Here is a 25877-nt window from a genome sequence, read left to right on the forward strand (position 1 = left end):
AGGAATTTCAAGACGTATTCCTAAGTTATAAGTTTAGGAGGACAATAATTATGATGAGATCACTTTATTCTGGTGTAGCAGGTTTAAAAACACACCAGACCAAGATGGATGTTATAGGTAATAACATTGCAAACGTAAATACAGTTGGATTTAAGTCGAGTTCTGTTAATTTTTCAGACACTTTTTATCAGACAATGTCAGCTGCAAGTGGTTCGAATGCAGAAACCGGGACAGCTGGTGTAAATGCCAAGCAGATTGGTCTTGGATCTACGGTGGCAGCCATTACCACTAATATAACAGAAGCCGGAGGAACCTCTACGACAAACCGTGCGTTGGATGTAGCGATCAACGGTGATTCTTTTTTGATCGTAAAATCCGGTGGAGAGACGTATTTTACCAAATCCGGTGCATTGAACGTTGATGATGCAGGAACATTGTATTGCACGACCAATGGAGCAACGGTACAAGGGTGGCTTGCTGATAGTGATGGTAATGTCGTTCGTGATAGTGTCAAGGATTTAAAGATCATGACTGAAGATAATATGTATGCCGCACCAACAGCCACAGAAAATATCACCTTATCTGGTAATATTGACAAAAATGATAAAAACTTACAGCTTACTACGGCAACGCAGGGCATTAACACAAAAGAAGGATTCCGCATGACCTTTACGTTCTATGATCGTATCGGTGAGGAGTATACGGTACAGATGTATCTGCAGGATTCCGGAACACCGGGAACCTATGATTTGGTTGTGAGTGATGTATGCAATTCCGAGGGAGATTCCATATTTGTGAAGAAGACAACCACAACGACGAATGGTGTCGAAACAACGACCTATTCTGCGACAGGTGTTGTTGTACAGCTCGGTGGAGCAACCTATACGGTAAATGACAATGATATTGATAAGGTAACAGGAAAGTATACCTTATCCGGTACCGGAACAGCTTCACAGGTATTGTTTGACTCAACCAGTGGTGAGTTCGTCGGAACGAAAGAGGCTGGTCTAACCAGACCGGCAACCTCTGTTTATGCCAACAAATCCATTTTGTTTAATGTGGTTACGGTGCCGGCTAACAGCGGTATTGATGATACGTTTACACATTATAATTCACAGAATGACTTAGGTGGTGTAGAAGTTGACGTAAGTCACTTGACACAGTATTCTAAGGGAGGCGTTGGAAACACATCGTACACCAGAGGTGATGCTAATGGCAAGGGAGCAGGTAACATTGCCGGTGAGATGAGTGGCCTTTCTATTGATCAGTCCGGCAAGATCATTGGAACTTATACCAATGGTGAAAAGAGAGTACTTGGACAGATTGCAGTAACAACATTCTCAAATCCTTCGGGGTTGGAAGCAGTGGGAGACAGTTTGTTTGCAGCATCTATGAACTCGGGATTGTTTGATGGAGTTGGTATGGATATTACCAGTGACGGCGGTAAATTTACGGTTGGTGCGTTGGAAATGTCTAATGTTGATCTGTCTACAGAGTTTACGCAGATGATCACGACACAGCGTGGTTTCCAAGCTAATTCCCGTATTATTACAACTTCAGATACAATGCTGGAAGAATTGGTAAATTTGAAACGTTAACAGTATGAAACATACAGGATCAGCATGATGAATACTTCGTGGTAACAGGTATTTTGCAATATGGATAAATGGTTGCATAAATGTAGACCACCTATTGCGAATATCTGTTGCCATTTTTACATTATGGGAAGAAAGGTGAAGGTATGATTGACGTAACAAAAATGAATGGTATGAACATTACAATTAATTCTGATTTGATCGAGACAGTGGAAGATACGCCGGATACAGTGATCACATTGACTACCGGCCGGAAAATAATTGTAAAAGAGAGTAGACAGACGATAAAAAATTTAGTAAAATCATTTAAGAGAGAATGCACTTTTATGGAATGACATAGAAAGTACAACAAAATGAAATAAGGTGGTGGCTTAAGTGGATATAGCAACTTTAGTCGGATTGATTACCTGTGGGGTCATGGTATTTTTGGGAATTGTTACCGGTCCGGAGAAAATGGCAGGTTTCCGACACTTTTATGATTTGACATCCATTTTCATTACGCTTGGTGGTTCTATTTCTTGTATGATCATCCAATCTAAGAGTTTTGGAAAGTTTATTGAGGATATCAAATCGATTCGACTGGCAATGAAAGTTCAGCAGGCACATGAGGCAGAGGTGATACGCAATATTATCAACCTTTCCAATGTTGCAAGAAAAGAAGGCTTGCTTGCTTTGGAGGAAGCGGCGAATAACATAGAGGATGATTTCTTAAAGAAAGGAATCATGCTGATCGTTGATGGTACCGATCCTGAGCTTGTCCGCAGTATTATGGAGACTGAACTGGGAGCGATCGACGCAAGACATAATGAAAAGATTAATTTCTGGGCAAACTGGGCGGGAATGGGTCCTGCTTGGGGTATGATCGGAACACTGGTTGGTCTGGTAAACATGCTGTACAACATGGATGATATGTCTACGATAGGTCCGAATATGGCGGTTGCCCTGCTTACGACTTTGTATGGTTCGTTACTTGCTAACTGGTTATGTGTACCTATTTCCTTCAAACTTAAAATGAATAATGAGTTGGAAATTAAAATGAAGGAAGTTATGGTGGAGGGGCTTTTATCAATCCAGGCAGGAGAGAATCCTCGCGTGATCGAGGAGAAACTGAAGTCCTTCCTGGCGCCATCTGTTCGTGAACAGATCAATGAGCAGGATGGAGCCGCAGAAGGTGGTGAGGCGTAAATGGCAAAGAACAAAGAAGAGACAGAAATTAAGACAGACGGATGGAAAGATACGTTCTCTGATCTGATGAATTTGTTGCTCTGCTTCTTTATTCTCTTGTATTCCATGTCTTCGATCGATGAAGCGAAGTACGCTGAACTGGTCGCTTCTCTTTCAAATAGTGTTAGTATATTTAACGGTGGAGAAAAAGCAATTGGTCAGGGTCAGCTTATTTCCAGCGGTGCAACACAGTTGAATAATTTGGATAAATATTATTCAGATATGGGTAAACAGGCTCAGGAAACTGAGAATGCAGATGATCCAATGGCAAAGCTGGAGGCGAAACAGGCACAGGAAAAGAAAAAAAGAATGGATGAGCTGTACGGTGATGTTGTAAGGCAGACAGAAAAGAAGCAATTGGATGATGATTTGGATGTCACGATAGATGACGGATATAATTATGTTATGTTATCTCTGAATGGCAGTGTGTTGTTTGAATCGGGAAGTGCAGAGATTCAAAAAGATGCCAAAAAGATTTTGAACCGTATCGGAGATGTACTTAAAATGTATCCGAAAAATACGATCAAGATCGAAGGTCATACAGACAATGTACCGATTCATAATGCAAATTATTCCAGCAATTTATGGCTTTCCACGGCGAGGGCAACAAAAGTGCTGGAATATTTCCAAAAGCGGGGATTGAATCCCGATAATTTGGAAGCGTCCGGATGGGGTGATGTTCATCCGATCGCAAGTAATAAAACAAAGACAGGGCGATCTAAGAACCGTCGTGTTGAAATTAAAATATATGGAATGTCAGAAAATTGACAATAGTATATAATGGAGGCTTATTTATCATGAAGAAAAATATTTTTAGTGTCATCATAACGGCATTGACAGTTATCAATGTTGTCCTTACAGCAATTTTGTTTTTTGTGATGGTGCCAACGTTTACAAAAACCAACAATCTTTTGACGCAGATCGCATCTGCAGTGAATTTAGATCTGAATGTTGATGGGGATTCCAAAGGTGATGAAAACTATTCTTTAAAAGATCTTGAGACCGTAACGGTTGCGTTTGACTCTCAGCAGACACTTAATTTAAAAATAGGGTCTGATGGCAAGACTCATTATGCTCTTTTAGACGGCTACAGCCTCTCTGTTTATAAAGATGCGGATGACTATAAGGATGTCAGCGATATTTTGACGAACAATCAGGCAGAGATCACTGATATTATCCGTGCAGTGATTCAAAGCCATTCTTCGGATAACATTTCAGAAGATGTGATCAAAAAAGAGGCGTTAGAGCAGATACAGCAGCATTTGGATTCTAAAGCTGTGAAGAAGGTTATGTTGACGAATTTCATGTATCAGTGATAGACAGCGAGAAAAGTAATGGTTTCTTTTCTTTGGAATTTGTGCTATGATATTATAGTTGCAAAGACAATATATGTTATTGATAATTATAACAGGGATGTGAGGTGAAGAGAATGGGAGACACCCTGTCTCAGGAGGAAATTGATAATCTGCTCAGTGCATTGAGTACCGGAGAAATCAATCCGGATGAATTGGATGAGGCAGATGTAAAGAGTGTTAGAAATTACAATTTCGCCAGACCATCGAAGTTTTCCAAAGATCATTTGCGGACTTTGGAGATTATATTTGAAAATTACGGCAGACTGCTTTCGACGAATTTACCGGCATATTTGCGTAAGACAGTGCAGGTTGATGTGATGAATGCGGAAGCAAATGCGTACTCGGAGTTCTTAAATGCATTGTCCAATCCTGTGCTTCTAGGAGTAGTTGATTTTGCTCCGTTGGAAGGCAGTGTGGTAATTGAATTAGCATCTAACCTTGGCTTTGCGATTGTTGACCGTCTGTTGGGTGGTGGTGGAGAACCGCTGGAAAGGACTAGAGAGTTTACCGAGATTGAGTTGATTATTTTGGAGCGTGTTTTGGAAATATGCACCAATTTAATGATAGATCCATGGGCAAGCGTGGTGGAATTAAATCCACGTCTTGAGAGGATTGAAACAAATTCACAATTTGCCCAGTTTATTTCGCCAACAGAAATGACGGCAATCGTCACGATGAATATTCATGTTGGTGAGGTTGAGGGCTTGATGAATGTGTGTATTCCATATTCCTGCGTTGAGACAGTGATCGACAAATTAAATACCAAATATTGGTACTCAACGATCAAGGCAAAGGATGATGGAAGCTATACGGAAATAATTGAAAGCTTGATTGACAATGCCAAGATTCCAGTAAGGGCGATGTTGGGTAGAAGCTTGATCTCCGTAAATGATTTTATGAATCTTCAGATTGGAGACATTATCAAGTTAGATACCAAGACTGACGATGAGTTGGAGGTTTATACCGGGAATATTAAAAAGTTTTATGCTTTACCTGGTGCAGCTTCGGATTCTTACGCCGTAAGAGTGACGTCAGTAATAAGGGAGGAGCAATAAAGTATGGATGGAATGTTATCTCAGGAAGAAATAGATGCATTAACCGGCGGTGGTGGTGCAGCGACTAAGACCGCTTATGCCGGAGAGACGCTAAGTGATGCTGAGAGAGATGCAGTCGGAGAGATTGCTAACATTAATATGGGAACAGCAGCAACAACATTATCAACGCTGTTAAATACCAAAGTTACCATTACAACACCGAAAGTCTCTTATGTGACTTTAGATGACCTGTCATTACAATATGATAGACCATGTGTGTTTATTCACATCTCATATATTGATGGAATAGACGGTAACAACATATTAATCTTAAAAGAGCACGACGTAAAAGTGATCACAGATTTGATGATGGGTGGGGATGGTTCAAATACAGATGGTGAATTGTCGGAGATGCATTTAAGTGCGATCAGTGAGGCGATGAACCAGATGATGGGATCAGCGGCCACGTCATTATCATCAATGCTGGAGAAGAAAGTAGATATTAGTCCACCAACTGCAAGTTTGGTTGATCTGAATGATTCCATGACAGATGATACCGAAATTTCAAGCTTCTTGCAGGGAGAAATGGTTCAGGTAGCATTTGATATGGAAATTGGAGATCTGGTTGATAGTCAGATCATGCAGTTATATCCGTTTGAGTTTGCGCGCGACCTGTATCGCAAATTTGTTGGTGAATCTGAACCTGAAATTGAAGAGCCGCAGCCACAGGTGAGTCAGCCGACACCTGCAGCTACACCGGAACAGACGGTCAATGTGCAGAACGTACAACCAGCAGTGCCGCCGACACCGGATATGCAGCAGATGGCAGGAGCAATGCCGGTTCAGCCGGATATGATGCAGCAACAGCCATATGCAATGCCGAATGTCAATGTACAGCCGGCACAGTTTCAGCCGTTTAATGCAGGGGTAAGTCCGCTGATGCAGCAGGAAAATATTGATTTGATCATGGACGTTCCTTTGGAAGTGACGGTTGAACTTGGACGAACAAATAAATCCATCAAAGAGATTTTAGACTTTTCTCCGGGTACGATCATTGAGCTTAATAAGTTAGCGGGGGAACCGGTTGATGTTTTGGTCAATGGTAAATTTGTTGCTAAGGGTGAAGTAGTTGTTATTGAGGAAAATTTTGGTATACGAATTGTAGAGATATCAAAATAAAGAGTAGGATACATAAAGAGCTGGAGGTGTAGGAATGTTATTGATGACGGCTAATTTTTCTGCACTGTCCAGCTTTTTTAAGTTGATCGGCCTGTTGATCTTATTGATCGTACTGTTGTTTGCCGCATCTTTTGTAAGTAAATGGTATGCCGGGGCGATGTCAGGTAAGAAATATGCAGGAAATATTAAGATTATTGAAACATATCCCATTGGTCAGGGAAAAATGATACAGATCATACAGGTTGGCAAAAAATATATCGCATTAGTGCAGACAAAAGATTCGGTTGTCTTTTTGACTGAGCTTACGCAAGAGGATCTTTTGATAAAGGAGCCGGTGCAAATGCCTAGGACAGAAGGTTTTTCTGAGATGTTTCAGGAAATGCTGAAACATAAAAAAAAGCCGGATAAACAGTGATCTGTTATATGAAGATTGAAGTGTGAAATGATAGCAATATGATAGAAAGGTACCAAAGGACAATTGAGACAGAATATAAGAAAAAGATTTTTTTTAAAGCACAGAACGATGCGCGCAATTACGATATTAGTCGTTTTTTTATGTGTATGGTTTGCAGCGTCTCCTTCGTATGCTTTGGCAACGTCTGATCGCGTTGACAGTACAACAAGAAATCAAATATCCGGGAATGCGGATGACGATGATAATACGTTAGATTTGAATATTACATCCAATGCCGGCAGCGTTACGTTGGAATCTACTTTACAGATTTTGATCCTTCTTACGATCTTGTCGCTTGCACCTTCCATTTTGATCATGTTGACGTCGTTTACGCGTATTATTGTTGTCTTTCATTTTTTGAGAACAGCAATTGGAACGCAGACAACGCCACCAAATCAGATATTGATCGGTTTGGCATTATTTATTACATTTGCGGTAATGAGTCCGGTGTTTAATGAAGTAAACACTAATGCGGTTCAGCCGTATATGGCTGGCAATCTGACACAGAAGAAGGCATTAGAAAAGGCTTCGGAACCTTTGAAAACATTTATGTTAAAGCAAACTAGAGAAAAGGATCTCAAACTATTTATGACGATCAATGACATTTCATCGGATGATATTGAGAGCTTTGATGATCTTTCTCTTATTACGGTCATACCGGCATTTATTATCAGTGAACTTCGAACAGCGTTTATTATTGGATTTTTATTGTATCTTCCGTTCATCGTTATTGATATGGTAGTGGCTTCGACACTGATGTCAATGGGTATGATGATGTTGCCACCGACGACAATATCCCTGCCTTTTAAGATACTATTGTTTATATTGGCAGATGGATGGAACCTATTGATCGGACAGTTAGTGCAGTCGTTCCATTAACCATCAGAGGAACGAGTAGAAAGGAGACTGTGCAATGAGTGAGAGTCTTGTGTTAGACATATCCCGTGAGACGATCTGGACAACGGTGGAATCAGCAGCTCCGCTGCTACTGATCTCGCTGATCATTGGATTGATCATTAGTATTTTTCAAACAGTTACTTCTATTCAGGAACAAACGCTGACTTTTGTGCCAAAGTTTTTAGCAATCATGCTGGTGTTGGTGCTGTGTGGCGGCTGGATCATGAATAATATGGTAGATCTATTTGAAGCATTGATGAAAAATATACCTCAATATATTAAGTGAGTGATCGGTGAAGAGGACATAAAAGAAGACGGTCAGGTTATGGATCGTTTATCTACAAATAACATCGAACAGATAAGGAGAGACGAACATTGAATTTTACGGTTGAATACTTAGAATATATTTTATTAGTATTTATTCGGGTGGCTTCCGTTGTTTTTGTTGCTCCTTTTTTTGGTTCCAGTGAAATCCCGCGACGTGTAAAAGTTGCTATCGCGTTTTTTCTATCGTTGACGGTGATGAACCAGGTTGATTACAAGGCTGTGGAATACGCAAATATATTAGAATATTCCGGATTAGTGCTTAAAGAAGCGATTACCGGTATTATTATTGGTCTGGGATCCAGATTGTGTCTCTATATCTTTAATTTTTCCGGTAATATGTTGGATATGGAAATTGGCTTCTCGATGGTTCAGGAAATGGACCCGACAACAAATGTAAATTCAACGATCACATCAAATTTTTATATGTATATATTTATGCTTTTGTTTTTAGTATCAGACATGCATTATTTTATTATTGATGCTATGATGGATTCTTATCAGCTTGTACCAATTGGAGGTGCAAAATTTTCGGTCGATCTGTATCATATCATGGTGACATTTATCACTAATTATTTTGTCATCGGTTTTCGAATTGTGCTTCCTATTTTTTGTTGTATGCTTGTCATCAATATTGTGCTTGGTATTTTGGCAAAGATTGCACCACAGATGAATATGTTTGTCGTGGGAATGCAACTTAAAGTGTTTGTGGGGCTTGTGTTGCTATTTCTGACGATGCAGTTGTTTGCCGGAGCAGCAGACTTCCTTTTTGATGAAATGCATACATTCACAAAATATTTTGTGCAGGCAATGGCAGCGTAGACGATAATAGTTGGCGTTGCTATTTTGCTGCAAATACGGTATAGTATAAAGAGGGTGTTTTTGCATCTTTATCAGAACAAAGCGATGGTATTGGAGAGGAAATGTATGGTTAGGCATGGCAGAATACGGTATGATCTGCAGCTTTTTGCCAAAGATGGCGAGGGCGGCGAGAAAACCGAAAGCGCAACTCCAAAAAAACTGGAAGATGCCCGCAAAAAAGGTCAAGTGGCGAAAAGCATGGATGCCATAACGGCTGTGTCGTTGCTGGTGTTTTTCTTTTTGTTAAAACTATTGATGGCATTTTTGGGCAGCCAATTTAAGGATGGTTTTTCGTTGTTTTTTGGGAAGATCAGCGATGTCACTAAGGATGAGTTTAATTTGCAGATGGCATGTGCTATATTGCAGCAACTGATCCAAAAGATCACGATCATCTGCCTTCCTTTTTTGCTGAGTACATTTATTGTTGCATTTGCCGTAAACATTGTACAGGTTAAATGGAAGGTTTCTTTTGAACCGATAAAGCCTAAGTTTGACAAATTTAATCCGGTTAATGGTGTGAAGCGTCTGTTTTCAAAAGACAAGATCATGGAATTGCTTAAATCCATTGCTAAGATTTGTGTCATAATTTATGTTGTTAAAAATTACCTGGAAGACAAATGGGCATTAGTGATGAATATGTATTCCTATACGTTGACTCAGGGTTTAGAGTTGTTGGGAGATATCATCATTAATATTGGATTGCGTATCAGTGCATTATTTGTTGTCATCGCGGTAGTGGATATCGTTTATCAGAAATGGAAATTTCAGGAAGATATGAAGATGACCAAGCAGGAAGTTAAGGATGAGTATAAGCAGTCCGAGGGAGATCCCAAGGTAAAAAGCCAACAGAAATCCCGTATGCAGCAGGCATCCAGGCAGCGTATGATGCAAGAACTTCCAAATGCAGATGTTGTCATTACGAATCCGACACATCTGGCTGTGGCGATACGTTATGACAAGGAGAAACACGAGGCACCGGTTGTGGTTGCCAAAGGTGCTGATTATTTGGCGGCGAAGATCAAGGAAACGGCATCAAATTATCAGATCGAGATCGTGGAGAATAAACCATTAGCGAGAATGCTATATCATAATGTTGAGATTGGAGCTGAGATTCCGCCCGAATTATACCAGATGGTGGCGGAAGTGTTGGCGTATGTATATAATCTGAAAGGGAAAACGGGATAACGTTTCTTTCAGAAGACGATTAAAGGAGATACATGATGAAACGGACTGATTTAATGCTGGGATTATATATCCTGGTACCTATCATCTTTTTGATTATACCAATACCTTTGTTTTTGCTGGATATTTTGATGATGCTAAATCTGGCAATTGCATTGTTTATATTGTTTAATGCGCTGTTTTCGACAGAGGCGTTGAATATGTCGAGCTTTCCGACATTGCTGCTGATGACAACGTTGTTTCGTATTTCATTGAATGTAGGATCGACGAGAAATATTCTGCTGAAAGGAGAGGCAGGTAACGTAGTTCAGGCGTTCGGCGAGTTTGTCGGTGGTGGAAATCTGATTGTTGGCGGTATTGTGTTTTTGATCTTGATCATTGTACAGTTTATCGTGATCAATAAAGGTTCTGAGCGTGTGTCGGAAGTAACAGCACGTTTTACGTTGGATGCCATGCCTGGTAAACAGATGGCGATCGATGCCGATTTAAATACGGGTGCAATCACAGATGAACAGGCCAAGGAACGCCGTCAAAAGATTCAGGACGAATCTACTTTTTTCGGAGCGATGGATGGTGCTTCGAAGTATGTAAAAGGTGATGCGACAGCGGGGTTGATAATCACAGTGATCAATTTTGTCGGCGGTCTTGCTATCGGTGTTATGTCGCAGGGATTAGAAATGACAGAGGCATTGCAGAAATATTCCATACTCACGATCGGAGACGGTTTGGTCAGTCAGATACCATCATTGGTTATTTCGTTGTCAACCGGTGTGCTGGTAACAAAAGTATCAAAGGAGTCGGATCTTGGAAATGTGTTGATCACACAGTTGTTTTCGACACCGAAGGTATTGTACATAGTCGGAGCGACGATGGCGTTACTTGGATTGACGCCGCTTCCAACATTAATCTGCTTTATTTATGCAATCTTGTTCATTGCTGCCGGTCGAGCTATCGAATCGGCGATGGAAGTACAAAATATTGAGACAGAGGTTGACGAGGAAGAAGAGACAGCAGAGGAGATCAGAAGACCGGAGAATGTAGTCTCTTTGCTGCAGGTAGATCCGATCGAATTGGAATTTGGTTACGGAATCATTCCTCTGGCGGATGTGAACCAAGGTGGTGACCTGTTGGATCGAGTTGTTATGATACGTCGTCAGGTCGCACTGGAACTGGGATGTGTTGTTCCGATGATCCGTCTGAGAGATAATATCCAACTTAATCCGAATCAGTATGTGATCAAGATCAAGGGCGTACCGATCAGTGAAGGCGAGATTTTATTTGATCACTACATGGCGATGAATCCGGGGTTTGTGGAAGAGGAGATCACAGGTATTCCAACATTCGAGCCGTCGTTCCATCTGCCGGCGATCTGGATCACGGAATCGCAGCGAGAACGTGCGGAATCTATGGGATATACGGTAGTTGATCCGCCATCGATCATTGCAACACATCTTACAGAAGTGATCCGCAGTCATTTAGATGAGTTGCTTACGAGACAGGATGTGCAGAATCTGATCAATAACATTCAGGAAGCAAATACAACGTTGATATCTGAACTCGTACCTAAAATGCTGAGTGTTGGTGAGATACAGAAGGTATTGCAGAACCTGCTTCGTGAAGGAATTTCAATTCGCGATCTGGTGACGATCTTTGAAACACTTGCCGATAATGCGACAAGCACTAGAGATACGGATGTTTTGACGGAATATGTCCGACAAAGTCTGAAACGGGCGATCTCGAATAAATACTTCCCGCCTAATGAGATGACCAGTGTTGTTACATTGGATCCCAAAATTGAGCAGGAAATTATGGGATCTATCAAACAGACAGAACAGGGTACTTATATTAATTTAGAGCCGGACAAGACGCAGACGATCCTAAAGTCGGTTGGAGAGGAAATGGAAAAAATGGAAGAATTGGGAAAAAATCCAATTATTGTTACATCGCCGATCGTTCGGCTTTATTTTAAGAAACTGACGGAAGAGCAATTTCAGGATTTGATCGTTGTATCTTATAATGAAATTGACAGCAATGTAGAATTACAATCAATAGGGATGGTGACAGTATAGTGGTTATCAAAAAGTATATAGCACAAACAGAAGACCTTGCTACACAGATGGCGCAAAATGAACTGGGGAAGGATGTTGTTATTATGAATGTCAAAAAAACAACGCCCAAGGGCTTGTTTAAGTTATTTCGCAAACCTCATGTAGAGCTTACGGCGGCAATTGACGATACAGCAGAGAATGCTGAAAAACCGGATTTTAGTAAACTGCAGGAGGCAATTCGAAGACGGTCAGAATATACGGCGCCGGATTCCAAAGCAGCTATGCAGGAAGCAAAACGGAAACAAATGCAGCAAAATGATCAAATTCTTCCGGATGAGCCGGACGAAAGGGTTAACGAGTCTGTGATCAATGAGCAGAAGATGATTGAACAAAAGTTGTCAAAACTGCAGAATCTTTTGGAAAAGCAGATGGGGACTGCGAAAGAGACGGAAACCAAGGAGAATGATAAAACAGATGACAAAATGGACGCTTATTTTCAGATGATCAAGAAAAAGATGCTTGAAAATGAGGTTCAGGAACAATATGTGGATCAGATCCTAAAAGAGGTAAAGAGCGGTTCCAGAAAAGAATGGACGTTAGATAATGTGTTAGCGGGGGTATATCAAAAGATCATATTAAAAATTGGTCAGCCGCATTTGATCGACGTTAAAACGACAAAGACCAAATACATTTTCTTTGTAGGTCCTACGGGTGTTGGTAAGACGACGACAATTGCAAAGATTGCTTCCACATTAAAACTCACAAAAAAAACCAGGGTTGCGCTGATCACAGCAGATACGTATCGCATTGCCGCAGTAGAGCAGCTAAAAACCTATGCCAATATTTTGGGTATACCATTAGAAGTTGTTTATTCGGCAGATGAAATGGATAAAACCATTGATGAACTAAAAGAGTTTGACCTTGTATTTGTTGACACGGCAGGACGTTCACATCAAAATGCAGAACAAGTGCAGGATATTAAAAAGATCTTAGATAAAGTGCCTGAAGAAGATAAAGAGGTTTATCTGGTACTAAGTGCAACTACAAAATACAAGGATTTGAAGAAAATATCAGAAGTGTATCGTAAGATTACAGAATATTATTTGATCTTTACGAAATTAGACGAAACGGATACCGTTGGCAATATTTTTAACATCCATATGTTGACCGGTGCACAGTTGTCTTATGCGACGTGGGGACAAAATGTGCCGGATGATATTGGAAAAATGGATGCACAAAAAATAACAAAACAGCTTTTAGGAGGGAATGGCTGATGGATCAAGCTGAGCGTTTACGCAACATTATAAAAAATCAAAATAGAAGACAGCATTTAGCCAAAGTCATTACTGTTACTAGTGGCAAGGGCGGCGTTGGAAAGTCTAATATATCTGTTAATCTGGCTATTACTCTCAGTAAAATGGGTAAGCGAGTAGTTATTTTAGATGCTGATTTTGGCCTTGCGAATATTGAGATCATGCTCGGAATCCGGCCGAAGTACAATCTGGCCGATATGATGTTTCATGGTAAGGGAGTTTGTGACATCATTGCGTCAGGTCCGGAAAATATTGGATTTATTTCAGGGGGATCCGGTATTCGGGAGATGACTAATTTATCGCGTGATCAGATACAAAATCTAGTTCGTTCTGTATATGAATTGGATCAGGTAGCTGATGTGATATTAATTGATACCGGTGCGGGTATTTCGGATTCTGTGATCGATCTGGTGCTATGTAGCAGTCAGGTGCTTCTCGTTGTGACACCGGAGCCTACGTCGATCACGGATGCCTATGCTCTTTTGAAAACTTTGCAGCGACAGGAAGAGTTCGAGGGCGGCAAAATGAAGATTCATATGATCAGCAATCGAACGCAGTCAGAAGATGAGGGCAGAGAATTATATCGAAAGTTGAGTGCGGTGTCTAGTAAATTTTTGCAGATGGAGATGGAATACCTTGGAAGCGTTCCACATGATTTCAAACTGCAAAATGCCGTAATGCGGCAGGAACCGGTTACGATTGCTTACCCGAATGCACCGGCAAGCAAAGCGATCAGTCGGATTGCCAGACAAATTATCAACCAACCGGCGAACACGCCTGGAGCATTTACAGCAAAAGGTTTATCTGGTCTTTTTGCACGTATGTTTCGGAATGGTCAGCGGTAAAAGGGGAATACGTCATGAAAAATATTTTAATTGTAGATGACTCTGCACTCATGAGAAGAGTACTCTCTGATATAATAGATGATAACAAGGAACTCAATGCAGCATATCTGGCAGAGGACGGTGTGGAGGCGCTGGAAGTTTTAGACTCTGGAGCAAAGGTTGATGCTATTGTTTTAGATATCAATATGCCTCGAATGGATGGCATTGCCTTTTTGAAAGTGTTGAATGAGAGACATCAACGTGAGAAGGTGTTAATTGTCAGCACATTAGCTCAGAAAGGCGGCGCGGAAACTATTCGTGCGTTGGAGCTCGGTGCTTTTGACTTTATCACAAAGCCAACAAGTCTTTCCGAAGCGAAGGGTCCTTTCTTTATCAATATGTTCATAAGGATGCTTTATGTGGCAACGGGATTATCTACGGCAGGATTGGATACCGGAGAGGAGCAGTCGGTTCCGAAACCGGAAACACAGAAACCTGTGTTTAAGAAATTGTTTCACATACAAAAAGCACCTGTCATGCAGAGAAAGCGTGGCGGCGTAGCAGGAGAGGTGAAAGCAGATCGTTCCAAGCATACCAAAGAACCGCTGGTGTCGGGTGCAAATAAGATCGTAGCACTTGCCTGTTCCACAGGGGGACCGAAAGCATTGCAACAGGTCATTCCGAAACTGCCGCCGAATCTCGATGCGTCAGTTGTCATTGTACAGCATATGCCGGAAGGATTTACCGGATCGCTTGCAAGACGATTGAATGAACTAAGTGAGATCACGGTCAAAGAAGCAGAGCATGGTGAACCGTTGCGGAAAGGAACTGTTTATGTTGCAAGGGGCGGTTTTCAGTTTCGCGTAATGGAGAAAAATAAGCATGAGCAGTATTTGTCCGTTACGATCGAGGAGGCCAGAAATGCATTAAAACCCTGTGCAGATATTATGTATGAGTCGTTGATGAACGTCTCCTGTGATGAGATAACCTGTGTGGTTTTGACCGGAATGGGCTCTGATGGGACAGACGGTATTTTACAATTGGAACAAGTCAAGCAGATTTATGTAATTGCGCAGGATGAAGAGAGCAGTACGGTGTATGGTATGCCACGAGCGATTGCCACAGCCGGAGCTGTTGACGAAGTTGTCGAGCTGCAGCAGATTGCAGAAACAATCATTAAACACGTGGGGGTGCAATGAAATGGATGTAAGCCAGTATTTAGAAATTTTTATCGATGAAACAAAAGAACATTTGCAAACGCTTAGCGATCAGTTGATGATCTTGGAGACGGAGCCGGATAACATGGAAACGATCAACGAGATCTTCCGTGCAGCGCATTCTTTGAAAGGAATGGCTGGAACAATGGGCTACAAGAGAATGCAGCGTTTGACGCATGATATGGAAAATGTATTTCAGGAGATCAGAAGCGGTAACATGAAAGTGCAGCCGGAATTGATTGATGTACTGTTCCGTGGACTGGACGCATTGGAAGGCTATTTGGCTAATATTTTGGAATCAGCCGATGAGGGTACGGAGGATAATGAAGAAATTATCAACACCTTAAATTCCATTGCGGATAAAGCCAAAGGTGGTACCGGAGAGGTGCCGGCCCCGACACCGACAGCAGCACCGAGTGATGATAAGTCGGCTGCAAGTGATGGGAATAAAGCGAAATACGAAAACATTCGTATTAGTGATTATGAGAAAGCAACATTTGAAAAAGCAAAAGAAGAAAATCTCAATATATTAGGAATTACGGTATACTTGCAGGATAGTTGTATATTGAAAGCGGCGAGAGCTTTTTTGGTATTCAAATGTTTGGAAGAGCTTGGCGAGGTTATGAAAGCCGAGCCGAACGTACAGGATATTGAGGATGAAAAGTTCGATTATGATTTCAGTTTGGTGTACTTTACAAAAGAGTCCGCCGAAAAAGTAAAAGCAGCAATCGAAAACGTATCGGAGATCAAAGAAGCGGTTGTTGGAACATTTAAGGTACAATTAGAAGGGGCTGAGGAAGCAGCACACGAGGAGTCGGCGCAGACCGAGGAAAAAGAATCAAAGCCAGTGACGAAAACCGAGGACAAACCAAAAACGCAGGCTGCAGCAGCGACACAGAAGAAACCGGAAAAGAAAGCAGCAGCTTCTAAGGCAAAACCGGCGATTGGTCGTACGGTGCGTGTGGATATTGAAAAACTGGATGTTTTGATGAATCTGGTGAGTGAGTTGATCATTGCAAAGAATGGATTAGTTTCCAGCAGTGCAACGAATGAACATAGAAACGATAATGGATTTAATGAGCAGATTGAATATTTAGAAAGTGTAACAACGAATCTGCATGAGTCTGTTATGAAGGTACGTATGGTGCCGATTGAAAGTGTTTTGAATCGTTTTCCACGTATGGTTCGAGATCTCAGCAAAAAGCTCGACAAAAAGATGGAACTTCATATGACGGGTGAGGAAACAGAGTTAGATCGTACCGTTATTGATGAGATCGGAGATCCATTGCAGCATTTGATCCGCAATGCAGCAGATCATGGCTTGGAATCGAATGAAGAGAGAATTGCACTTGGCAAACCGGAAGTTGGCAACATTTTCCTCGATGCGTATCAGGATGGCAATAATGTTATTATTGAGGTCCGCGATGATGGTGCCGGCATAAATGTAGATAAGGTACGACAAAAAGCATTAGATAGAGGAACGATCACAAGCGAACAGGCAGAGTTGATGTCTGACAAAGAGATTGTTGATTTATTGTTCCGTCCAAGTTTTTCAACCTCTGAAAAAATTACAGATATTTCCGGTCGAGGTGTTGGCCTTGATGTCGTTAAGACAAAGATTGAAGGTCTTGGTGGTAATATTGAATGTAAGAGTGCATTGGGTGAGGGAAGTAGTTTTATTATCCGTCTGCCACTTACACTGGCGATCATTCAGGCTCTTATGGTTGAGCTTGGCACAGAAAAATATGCAATTCCGCTTGGTAATATTGAAATGATTGAAGATATTCCGCTTGAGGATATCAAACATGTTCAGACGAAAGAAGTGATCAATTTGCGCGGAAATGTTATTCCGTTGATCCGTCTTGATAATCTTTTAGATGTTGAACCGGTAGAAAACGAGGAAGAGAGTCTGACGGTTGTTATTGTCCGCAAGGGCGATAAGCAGGCTGGTCTTGTCGTTGACAATTTGATCGGTCAGCAGGAGATTGTTATCAAGTCAATCGGTAATTACATTAATTGCAGCAAAATGATAGGTGGTGCAACCATTCTTGGTAATGGAGAGATTGCATTGATTCTTGAAGTAAATGCATTAGTATAGGGGGAGGTACATCATGGAAGAGATAGCAGATATTCAGAACTTAAACGTTGTGGGAGAGAGCAAGCAGTATATAGTGATCAAATTGGATGATGAATATTATGGCATAGATATCAGTTATGTGGATAATATTGTTCGAACTCAAAGGATCACACGTATACCAAAGGCGCAGAAGTATTTTAAGGGGGTGATCAACCTTCGTGGTGAGATCATTCCAGTGATGAGCTTGCGGTTGAAATTTGACCTGAAACCGGACGAATATACCAATGCGACACGTATCATTATTATTAAGTTAGAACCGCAGTCTGCTGTAGGCTTAATTGTGGATGAGGTAAAAGAGGTTTTGACTCTGAGTGAAAATGATATTGAGAAAAATACTGCGATTGATATGAACGATGCTAAAGCACAGTATTTGAGCGGTATTGGTAAAAATGGTGATAATTTAATATCTTTATTAAATATGTCTAGCGTAATTGTAGGCACAGCAGAAAAATAAACCAAGGGGCTGACAGAATCGAGGTGCGCATATGACGAACACAGAGGGCTTAGATAATATGAATTTTGATGTACTTACGGAAATTGGCAACATTGGTGCCGGCAATGCGGTCACTGCGTTGTCGCAAATGATCAATGCAAAAGTTGACATGTATGTTCCACAAGTAAAAATGTTGACATTCCAACAATTAGCTAATGTGATCGGTGGCGAAGAAACATTGGTTGCGGGAATCATGCTTTCCTTAGAGGGAGACATTGAAGGTTCTATGTTATTTATGCTTGGTTCGGAAGATGCACATCGTTTGGTGGAACAATTGCTTGGCATGAAGCCGCAAGCGGATGATACTTTTTCAGAAATGGAAATGTCAGCGTTGATGGAACTTGGTAATATTATTACCGGTGCTTACTTATCGGCGATTTCTAAAATGACAAATTTAACAATATCTCCGTCGGTTCCGTATTTATCTGTCGATATGGCGGGGGCAATTTTGAGTGTGCCCGCCATAGAGTTTGGAAAATTAGGTGATCAGGCACTTTTGATCGAGTCACGATTTCGAGACATGGATGTAGATATTAGTGGTTATTTTATTATGATTCCAACGCTGGATTCTTATGATTCTATCATGCGGGCATTAGGGATTAGTTGATAGAGATCAGCAGAGTAAGATTGTTGGAAAGGTATGGTTGCCACTATGGGAGAAATGATAAAAGTTGGAATGGCTGACTTAAATATATGTATAGCTCCGGATGCGTTGACAACGCTGGGACTGGGGTCTTGTGTTGGTGTGGCTTTGTACGATGCACAGATGCGGATTGCCGGGCTTGTACATATTATGCTTCCGGACAGCAGTAAAGTACGTCAAAATGAAAATAAGGCGAAATTTGCAGATACCGGCATTGAATTGCTGATCGAACGCATGAAAGAGAGAGGGGCTGCTGTTAATCGTCTAACAGCTAAAATTGCAGGAGGCGCGCAGATGTTTGCATTTAAGTCAGATAATGATATGCTGCGTGTTGGACAGCGGAACGTTGAAGCAGTTAAACAAAAGTTAGCACAATTAAATATTAAGATCCTGGCAGAGGATACCGGCTTGAATTACGGAAGAACAGTTGAGTTTTATCCGGCTAACGGTGATTTTGTAATTAAATCTGTTGGAAAACCGGTACAGACGATCTAGGGAAGGAGACTTTTTGGTGAAGGCAGAATTTATTCCAAAAGTGATCACATTACTGGCAGGTGCAGTAGTGTGTATTGTAGCTATTGTGAAACAGATGGATGTGACTTACAGCCTGGAAGTGCTGTTAGCGACATTGATCGTCTTTTATATTATTGGGATCATTGCACAAAAAATTATTTTGAAAGTGGAGCAGAGTAATCGCTTTATCCGAAGCAAACGTGATGAAGAATTGCGAGAGCAGGAAAAAGAGCAGCAAGAACAACAGGATGAGCAGAAACAAACAGGGGAACAGACTGATTCTGACCAGGAAGAACCATAAAATATTTTATAAACGGGAATGATGGTTAGTTGCAGGAGGGATGGAGTTACTCGATGGACGAGAAAAAAAGGATTGCCCTTTGGGAAGAATATGCCCGTACAAAGAGCAGCAAGATTCGCGAAAAACTAATTTTGGAATATGCCGGTTTGGTCAAGATTGTTGCCGGAAGACTGGGAATGTATTTGGGTTATACCGTAGAGTATGATGATTTGGTGGGATATGGTATCTTTGGTCTGATCGATGCGATCGACAAGTTTGAACTGTCCAAAGGTGTAAAATTCGAGACGTATGCCAGCCTTCGAATACGTGGTGCAATTATTGATCAGATCCGAAAGATGGATTGGATCCCGCGTACGATCCGTCAAAAACAAAAAAAGATAGAGACAGCCATGCAGGAGCTGGAGCGAGAGCTAGGATGAACACCTAACAGTGAGGAACTGGCGGAATATTTAGAGGTTACAGTAGAAGAAGTAGAACAGATGATCTCGCAGGCTAACTTATCCAGCTTGATTTCTTTGGATGAGTATTTAGAGCAGGGGAGTGATGTTCATACAGAACCTAGTGGACGCCCGAGGTTTGACCAGCCGGAACAGGTTGTAGATCGACAGGAAACAAAGCGTATTCTTGCAGAAGCGATTGATAAACTGACGGAAAAAGAGCAGAAAGTAATTGCGCTGTATTATTTTGAAGAGCTTACGCTCAAGGAGATCAGTAATGTGTTGGAGGTTTCGGAATCCAGAGTCTCACAATTACATACTAAAGCCTTAAAAAAGATGAAAGAACGCTTGGGAGACCAAATAGATCTGTTTGGAATAGGAAACATATAGACGAGGAGTACAGATCGGATTCATCCATTTGTAGCCCTCGTTTTTCATTGCAGCAATAAAGACGATGTATTAATGGTACTTGAATCTGTTTTTGTGGTACAATGCCAAAACACAGAACGTCGTGGGCTGAGGAAGGAGTGTGAATATGAAAAGAAATGCATATTTTCGACTAATACACAAAGCAGATGGCATTTTTTTGCAGAGTTTTGCATCACAAGAAGGTGGAAAAGAGCTTTCTGTAGACGACGTGACCTGGTATTTAGATCAGAAAAAATACGCAGAAAATGTCTCTTCGGTGGAAGTTCAGGACTTTGTGCAGCGTTCAGTTATAGGTCAGACACTTTTGAAAGTATCGGACAATTCTGAGGCGTTGCCAGAGAATGAAATGGTACGTATTACAATAGATCCGCATAGTTATCTGGCAAAGATCCGATTGTATCCGTCCTCTGACAAAGGATCACGTCTGACCGAAGAAAATGTGTTATCTCTGCTTGCACAGAATGATGTGCATCACGGCATTTTAATGCAAAACCTTACATTGCTTCTTAAGGCAGAACTATACTGTACGGATGTATTGATCGCAAAAGCAGTGCTTCCGGTGCAGGGAAAGCGCGCTAGTATCACATATCATTTTGATGTACAGAAAACGAACACTCCAACGATGAAGGAAGATGGTTCGGTAGATTTTCATAGGCTGGATATGATCGAGCGTGTTGAAAAGGGACAGCTTCTTGCAACGTTGACGCCGGAAACAGCACCGATTCCGGGAACGGACGTTCGCGGAAATGTGATACAACCTGCAAAATTAACGCCAGTTGTACTCAAGCATGGTAAAAACATACACTTATCAGAAGATCAGTTGGAAATGTATGCGGATTGTGCCGGAAATGTTACACTGGTGAATGATACCGTGTTTGTTTCCAATATCTATGAAGTTCCGGCAGATGTCGGGACATCCACCGGAGATATTGATTATGATGGCAGCGTTGAGGTGAGGGGTAATGTGTTGACCGGTTACACGGTAAAAGCAGCCGGAGATATTACGGTAAATGGTGCGGTTGAGGGAGCAACTTTAATCAGTGGTGGTAAAATTGTTATAAAGCGTGGAATGCAAGGCATGGAAAAAGGCGTTATGAGGGCCGGGGGAGATATCATTTCTAATTTTATTGAAAGTTCCAAGGTACATGCAAGTGGAAGAATTATCACCGATGCGATCATGCACAGTGATGTGGAGGCTGCAGATGAAATTATTGTCGATGGCAAGCGTGGATTGATCGTCGGCGGAAAGATCCATTCGGGATTCAAGATCACGATGAAGACAGCAGGATCTACCATGGGGACCCAGACGGAACTGGAGATTGGAATAGATCCCACGCTTTTAGAGCGCTATCGATGTATTGAAAGGGATATGGAAAAAATTTCTGCAGAACGTGATACACTGCTGCAAAATATTGATATTCTCAAAAAACGCCTGAAATCTAACGGCAAGCTCGATGAGGATAAATTAACATTGTTAAAATCATCGGCAAAGCGTGTTCAGGAGATTGGACCACTGATTGCGCAGATGTCGGAGGAATACGATGAGCTGGAGAAAGAAATTGAATCCACACAAAATGGTGGACGTATTGTTATATCTGAAGTTGCATATCCTGGTGTGAAAATGACCATTGCAAATGTGTCCAGTTTCATCCATAATGAAACTAAACATAGCGCATTTGTCCGCGATGGAGCAGAAATACGCATACGTGCGATCTGATCTATCCGTCAAGTTTGTTTTTGTGAACAACACACAATGAAAAGGGATACCTGTAGCTTATTGCCTGCAGCTGGAAAGGATGAGTGATCATTATGTCATTAACACTTGATTATGTTTCGATGCCACCGAAATCACAAGAAATATCACAAATACAAAATGCAGAACAGATTCGTTACGAACATGGTCAGCAGGAGATGGCGGCGCAGTTCCAACAGTCAGTTAAGAATCAGTCGGAGCAGACGATACGCAGGGCTAAGGCGGAAAATGAGCCGAATCGTTATGATGATGAAGAGCGTAAGCGTAGACAGAAGCATTCGGGCAAACAAAAGAATAATTCGTCCGACAACAAGAAAGAAACGAAAAAAGAACCGCATTTTGACATGCGCATTTGAGAAGAAAGGTAGAAAAAGTAAAATGATTTTTTTGGAAATAGTAATGATCGTGATTGGACTTGGTGCTATTATTTATAGCACAAAAATTACGGATGGTGCGGAGAGTTCAGATATTAAAAGTGTTGTTGATTGGCAGGATCAGATGGAGCAGCTCCGTCATAAAATAGAGCAGTTTAATGAAGAAATCACACGCAAACAGGAAGAGAAACTAGAGGATACATCGGAAAAAATGAATACGATCTCAAACGAAAAGATTATGGGGATCAGCGAATATTCAGATCAAGTGATTGATAAAATTGAGAAAAATCATGCAGAAGTTGTATTTTTGTATGATATGTTAAATGAGAAACAGGCAGAGATTCAAAAACTGATTCACGAAGCAGATTCCTCGAAAGTTCAGTTTCAGGATGAACTTGCAAAGTCTTATCAAAATGTGAAGGACATTGTGGATCCGGTAGTGGTAAGTGGAAAAGATGCAAAAAAGACCGGTAACGAACAGTCTGATAGTGATCTTTCAGAGGAAGATTATGATCTGCAAAAGCTGAGTGACAAAGAGAGACAGGCTTTTGACGAAGAATTTTCTATGCAGGAAGAAGAGAAAAAAGTTAATCATAATGAGGAGATACTCGCACTTCATGACAAGGGATATTCCATCTTAGAGATTTCTAAAATGTTAGAAATGGGACAGGGCGAGGTCAAATTTGTATTAGATATGTACGCATAGCATTGAGAGCGATCATGGAGGAAAAACAGATGAAACATAAAAAAACATTTTGGAGAGGTTTTGGATCCGGTGTCCTTTTCGCGGCAGTTATTTTGGGCATTTCGTGTTTGATCAGAACATCGGATGCGCAGGTGGTAGCTCGCGCAAAGAAACTTGGTATGGTCTATGAAACCTCTGATAGCAACGCATTGGCGTTAAAATCCAAAGATCAGGAGCAGAAAGCAACGAAAGAGCCGGAACAGACGGACGCTGCTGCAACGCAAAAGCCGGTGCAGAGCATAGAGCCGGCCGCTAGTGAAGATCCATCCAAAGTGCCAACGCCGGAACCATTGGGAGATTCAGGAAATGACACGCAAACCAAGAAAGCTTCAACTAAGAAATCTATTGACAATGATAAAACTATGCAGAATGAGAAAAAGAAGATGGAGAAAGAAGTCAAAAGTTCTGCTAAAAAGTTAAAGATCGTATCGGGTGATATGTCACAGACTGTTAGCAAAAAACTAGAGCGGCTTGGAATTATTGATGATGCCGAATCGTTTGATAATTACATGAATCGTAATGGATACAGTCAAAATATCACGGTGGGATCGTTTTCTATCTCGCCGGATGACACATATCGGGATATTGCAAAGAAGATTACTAAATAAATTTGCAGCAGACAGAAGATAAGATGTGTTCTCATGTATTATATAAATGCTATTGGATAACAGGAAGGTAGGATCAATATGAAATTTAGACCGTGTATAGATATTCACAATGGATCGGTTAAGCAGATTGTCGGCGGGACATTGAGTGACCGTGGAAATCTGGCAGAGGATAACTTTGTGTCTGAATACGATGCTGCCTTTTACGCCAATATGTATCGTGAAGATGGACTGACAGGGGGACACATTATTTTATTAAATAAAGCGGATAGTGAATATTATGAAGCAGATCTGGCACAGGCAAAAGAAGCATTGACAGCGTTTCCGAGGGGGCTGCAGATTGGCGGTGGTGTGAACTTACAAAATGCGGAGTCCTTTTTGGATATGCAGGCAAGTCATGTGATCGTTACGTCTTTTGTGTTTCGGGATGGCAGGATCGATTGGGATCATCTGAAACAATTAGTATCCCTGGTAGGACGAGAACATTTGGTGTTGGATCTTAGCTGCCGGTTTGTTCAAGATGACTATTATATTGTGACAGATCGTTGGCAGAAGGTTACAAAACAGCATTTTTCTGTCGAAACATTAGAAATGCTGTCGGAATATTGTGATGAATTTCTAGTGCATGCTGTTGATGTTGAAGGGAAAACTTCAGGAATTGAAAAGCAGGTGATCCAGCGAATGGGCCAATTTCAAGGGTGTCCAATGACGTATGCAGGTGGTATACACAGTCCGCAGGATTTACAGTATATTGCAAAAGCTGCGAATGAAACGGTGGATTATACTATCGGTAGCGCATTGGATCTGTTTGGAGGATCGATCGCCTATAAAAGCATTGTATCCGGTGAATTTACGGGTGCAATGTAACAATTTTGTAACAAATTTGTAAAACGACTTGCATTTTTCAGAAAACATGATATAATTGTTACATAAATGTTAAGAAATTGTATTAATTTCGCAACAAAATTTGCTGCTTTATAAGTGGCGGAATGGGGATTATTTATGTTTAAGAAATTTGCAATGTTTGTACTGATGATTGGAATGTTGTTCAGCTTCGGGCTCGTACAACAGACAACCGTTTCTGCTGACAGTGCAGTGACTGTTTCAGAAAATACAACAGAGAATAATACAGAGACAATGAGTGTGCCGGTCGTGTCCAGTGCTCCGGTTGCAACAAAGCAGCCTGTTGTTACGAAGACACCAGCAAGAACAAAGCAGGTAAAGAAAACAATCGCTAAGTCTAAGAAGACCAAAAAATCAAAAGTTAAGAAAAAACGAGCTAAGTACAAGAAATCAGACTTGAGACTTATGGCAAGTATTATTAACTGTGAAGCAGGCGGCGAAAGCTATCAGGGACAGGTTGCTGTTGGTATAGTTGTAATGAACCGCGTAAGATCTAAGCAGTTTCCAAATACCATTCGTAAAGTGATCTATCAGCGTGGACAGTTTTCACCGGTACGTAATGGTATGCTTCGCAAAAAATTAGCACAGTATGATGCCGGAAAGATTCGTTCCAGACAGTGGAAATCATGTATTAAGGCAGCGAAAACAGCTTTGAATGGTCAGACGATCGTCAAGATCAAAGGTAAGACACGTAGCATGAAAGGGGTTCGTTTCTTTAGTGTTGGACTTCCAAATGCAAAATTCCGCTTGGGTGGACATCGATTCAAATAAGAAGATGGATTAGGACAGCGTATGATGCAATACACTGTCCTTTTTAATTTTTAGAGGAAACTTTTCGATTCTTATAATCTAAAAAATACTCTGCGAGAATGCGATCAGCGCACAGAGGAAGATTACATAAGCTGAAGATAAGTCGGAGGTAGATATTATTTTACTTCTTGGAAAGAATGTGATATGATAGTAGGCAATGATAATATGGCTGTGTTAGCGAATGGTTAGATAAGCGGTGGTCATATGATAATTAAGGAGGAATGGAT

27 protein-coding genes and 1 pseudogene are annotated in these 25877 nt (G+C 41.2%); all 28 read left to right on the forward strand.

The features are described 5' to 3' along the window. Window positions 1–50: 50 nt before the first annotated feature. The 28 genes and pseudogenes from ACSAJE_RS01885 (at window position 51) to ACSAJE_RS02020 (ending at window position 25611) form a co-directional block, all read left to right on the forward strand. Window positions 51–1598: a flagellar hook protein FlgE gene (locus ACSAJE_RS01885; protein ID WP_458009536.1), complete on the forward strand. Its 1548-nt coding sequence runs from the start codon at window positions 51–53 to the stop codon at window positions 1596–1598. A 143-nt stretch (window positions 1599–1741) separates the two neighbouring features. After that, window positions 1742–1930, forward strand: a complete 189-nt coding sequence (locus tag ACSAJE_RS01890) for a flagellar FlbD family protein (protein ID WP_022026242.1) — start codon at window positions 1742–1744, stop codon at window positions 1928–1930. Between the two features lie 40 nt (window positions 1931–1970). Next, window positions 1971–2780: a motility protein A gene (locus ACSAJE_RS01895; protein WP_182448187.1), complete on the forward strand. Its 810-nt coding sequence runs from the start codon at window positions 1971–1973 to the stop codon at window positions 2778–2780. Then, window positions 2781–3587 (forward strand): OmpA/MotB family protein, encoded by an 807-nt coding sequence (locus ACSAJE_RS01900; protein WP_118690151.1) that lies wholly within the window; start codon window positions 2781–2783, stop codon window positions 3585–3587. Between the two features lie 29 nt (window positions 3588–3616). After that, window positions 3617–4135 carry a flagellar basal body-associated FliL family protein gene (locus ACSAJE_RS01905; protein ID WP_118690152.1) on the forward strand — a complete coding sequence of 173 codons (519 nt, stop codon included), beginning with the start codon at window positions 3617–3619 and terminating at the stop codon, window positions 4133–4135. Window positions 4136–4248: 113 nt separating this feature from the next. Further along, complete coding sequence (gene fliM, locus ACSAJE_RS01910; protein ID WP_022026238.1) at window positions 4249–5229, forward strand: flagellar motor switch protein FliM; 981 nt, start codon at window positions 4249–4251, stop codon at window positions 5227–5229. Between the two features lie 3 nt (window positions 5230–5232). Next, the gene (fliY, locus tag ACSAJE_RS01915; protein ID WP_458009537.1) at window positions 5233–6387 is read left to right on the forward strand and encodes a flagellar motor switch phosphatase FliY; all 1155 of its coding nucleotides are present in this window, start codon (window positions 5233–5235) and stop codon (window positions 6385–6387) included. A 34-nt stretch (window positions 6388–6421) separates the two neighbouring features. Continuing rightward, window positions 6422–6802: a flagellar biosynthetic protein FliO gene (locus tag ACSAJE_RS01920; RefSeq protein ID WP_118690154.1), complete on the forward strand. Its 381-nt coding sequence runs from the start codon at window positions 6422–6424 to the stop codon at window positions 6800–6802. 108 nt (window positions 6803–6910) lie between these two features. After that, entirely contained in the window at window positions 6911–7720 is an 810-nt protein-coding gene (gene fliP / locus ACSAJE_RS01925) for a flagellar type III secretion system pore protein FliP (protein ID WP_118506421.1), read from the forward strand. 34 nt (window positions 7721–7754) lie between these two features. After that, window positions 7755–8024, forward strand: a complete 270-nt coding sequence (gene fliQ, locus ACSAJE_RS01930; RefSeq protein ID WP_022026234.1) for a flagellar biosynthesis protein FliQ — start codon at window positions 7755–7757, stop codon at window positions 8022–8024. 89 nt (window positions 8025–8113) lie between these two features. Next, window positions 8114–8884, forward strand: a complete 771-nt coding sequence (gene fliR, locus ACSAJE_RS01935) for a flagellar biosynthetic protein FliR (RefSeq protein WP_118506347.1) — start codon at window positions 8114–8116, stop codon at window positions 8882–8884. 105 nt (window positions 8885–8989) lie between these two features. Next, on the forward strand, window positions 8990–10108 hold the full coding sequence (gene flhB / locus ACSAJE_RS01940; RefSeq protein WP_182434052.1) for a flagellar biosynthesis protein FlhB: 1119 nt from the start codon (window positions 8990–8992) through the stop codon (window positions 10106–10108). 35 nt (window positions 10109–10143) lie between these two features. Then, window positions 10144–12174, forward strand: a complete 2031-nt coding sequence (gene flhA, locus ACSAJE_RS01945) for a flagellar biosynthesis protein FlhA (RefSeq protein WP_182434053.1) — start codon at window positions 10144–10146, stop codon at window positions 12172–12174. Then, window positions 12174–13427, forward strand: coding sequence for a flagellar biosynthesis protein FlhF (gene flhF / locus ACSAJE_RS01950; protein WP_458009538.1), 1254 nt, complete (start codon window positions 12174–12176; stop codon window positions 13425–13427). Before flhA ends, flhF begins: the two co-directional genes overlap by 1 nt. Further along, window positions 13427–14311, forward strand: a complete 885-nt coding sequence (locus tag ACSAJE_RS01955; RefSeq protein ID WP_022026229.1) for a MinD/ParA family protein — start codon at window positions 13427–13429, stop codon at window positions 14309–14311. Before flhF ends, ACSAJE_RS01955 begins: the two co-directional genes overlap by 1 nt. Before the next feature lie 14 nt (window positions 14312–14325). Further along, window positions 14326–15489: a chemotaxis-specific protein-glutamate methyltransferase CheB gene (cheB, locus tag ACSAJE_RS01960; protein ID WP_458009539.1), complete on the forward strand. Its 1164-nt coding sequence runs from the start codon at window positions 14326–14328 to the stop codon at window positions 15487–15489. 1 nt (window position 15490) lies between these two features. Continuing rightward, the gene (locus tag ACSAJE_RS01965; protein ID WP_458009540.1) at window positions 15491–17605 is read left to right on the forward strand and encodes a chemotaxis protein CheW; all 2115 of its coding nucleotides are present in this window, start codon (window positions 15491–15493) and stop codon (window positions 17603–17605) included. Window positions 17606–17618: 13 nt separating this feature from the next. Beyond that, entirely contained in the window at window positions 17619–18098 is a 480-nt protein-coding gene (locus ACSAJE_RS01970) for a chemotaxis protein CheW (protein WP_118690160.1), read from the forward strand. Between the two features lie 31 nt (window positions 18099–18129). Continuing rightward, window positions 18130–18744, forward strand: coding sequence for a chemotaxis protein CheC (locus tag ACSAJE_RS01975; protein WP_118506351.1), 615 nt, complete (start codon window positions 18130–18132; stop codon window positions 18742–18744). 45 nt (window positions 18745–18789) lie between these two features. Next, complete coding sequence (locus ACSAJE_RS01980; RefSeq protein ID WP_118506352.1) at window positions 18790–19275, forward strand: chemotaxis protein CheD; 486 nt, start codon at window positions 18790–18792, stop codon at window positions 19273–19275. A gap of 16 nt (window positions 19276–19291) precedes the next feature. After that, window positions 19292–19594, forward strand: a complete 303-nt coding sequence (locus ACSAJE_RS01985) for a hypothetical protein (RefSeq protein WP_118690161.1) — start codon at window positions 19292–19294, stop codon at window positions 19592–19594. A gap of 53 nt (window positions 19595–19647) precedes the next feature. Continuing rightward, window positions 19648–20421, forward strand: a pseudogene (locus ACSAJE_RS01990) (FliA/WhiG family RNA polymerase sigma factor). A 145-nt stretch (window positions 20422–20566) separates the two neighbouring features. Further along, window positions 20567–22177 carry a FapA family protein gene (locus ACSAJE_RS01995; RefSeq protein ID WP_458009541.1) on the forward strand — a complete coding sequence of 537 codons (1611 nt, stop codon included), beginning with the start codon at window positions 20567–20569 and terminating at the stop codon, window positions 22175–22177. A gap of 92 nt (window positions 22178–22269) precedes the next feature. Further along, window positions 22270–22569 carry a hypothetical protein gene (locus ACSAJE_RS02000; RefSeq protein WP_022026218.1) on the forward strand — a complete coding sequence of 100 codons (300 nt, stop codon included), beginning with the start codon at window positions 22270–22272 and terminating at the stop codon, window positions 22567–22569. Between the two features lie 22 nt (window positions 22570–22591). Further along, window positions 22592–23293, forward strand: a complete 702-nt coding sequence (locus ACSAJE_RS02005) for a DUF6115 domain-containing protein (protein ID WP_118690164.1) — start codon at window positions 22592–22594, stop codon at window positions 23291–23293. Between the two features lie 29 nt (window positions 23294–23322). Next, complete coding sequence (locus tag ACSAJE_RS02010) at window positions 23323–23940, forward strand: hypothetical protein (RefSeq protein WP_118690165.1); 618 nt, start codon at window positions 23323–23325, stop codon at window positions 23938–23940. Between the two features lie 78 nt (window positions 23941–24018). Continuing rightward, window positions 24019–24804, forward strand: a complete 786-nt coding sequence (gene hisA, locus ACSAJE_RS02015; protein ID WP_458009542.1) for a phosphoribosylformimino-5-aminoimidazole carboxamide ribotide isomerase — start codon at window positions 24019–24021, stop codon at window positions 24802–24804. A 135-nt stretch (window positions 24805–24939) separates the two neighbouring features. Beyond that, window positions 24940–25611 carry a cell wall hydrolase gene (locus tag ACSAJE_RS02020; protein WP_118690166.1) on the forward strand — a complete coding sequence of 224 codons (672 nt, stop codon included), beginning with the start codon at window positions 24940–24942 and terminating at the stop codon, window positions 25609–25611. Window positions 25612–25877 lie beyond the last annotated feature (266 nt).

This window comes from Jutongia sp. SJQ-6 (assembly GCF_054161275.1).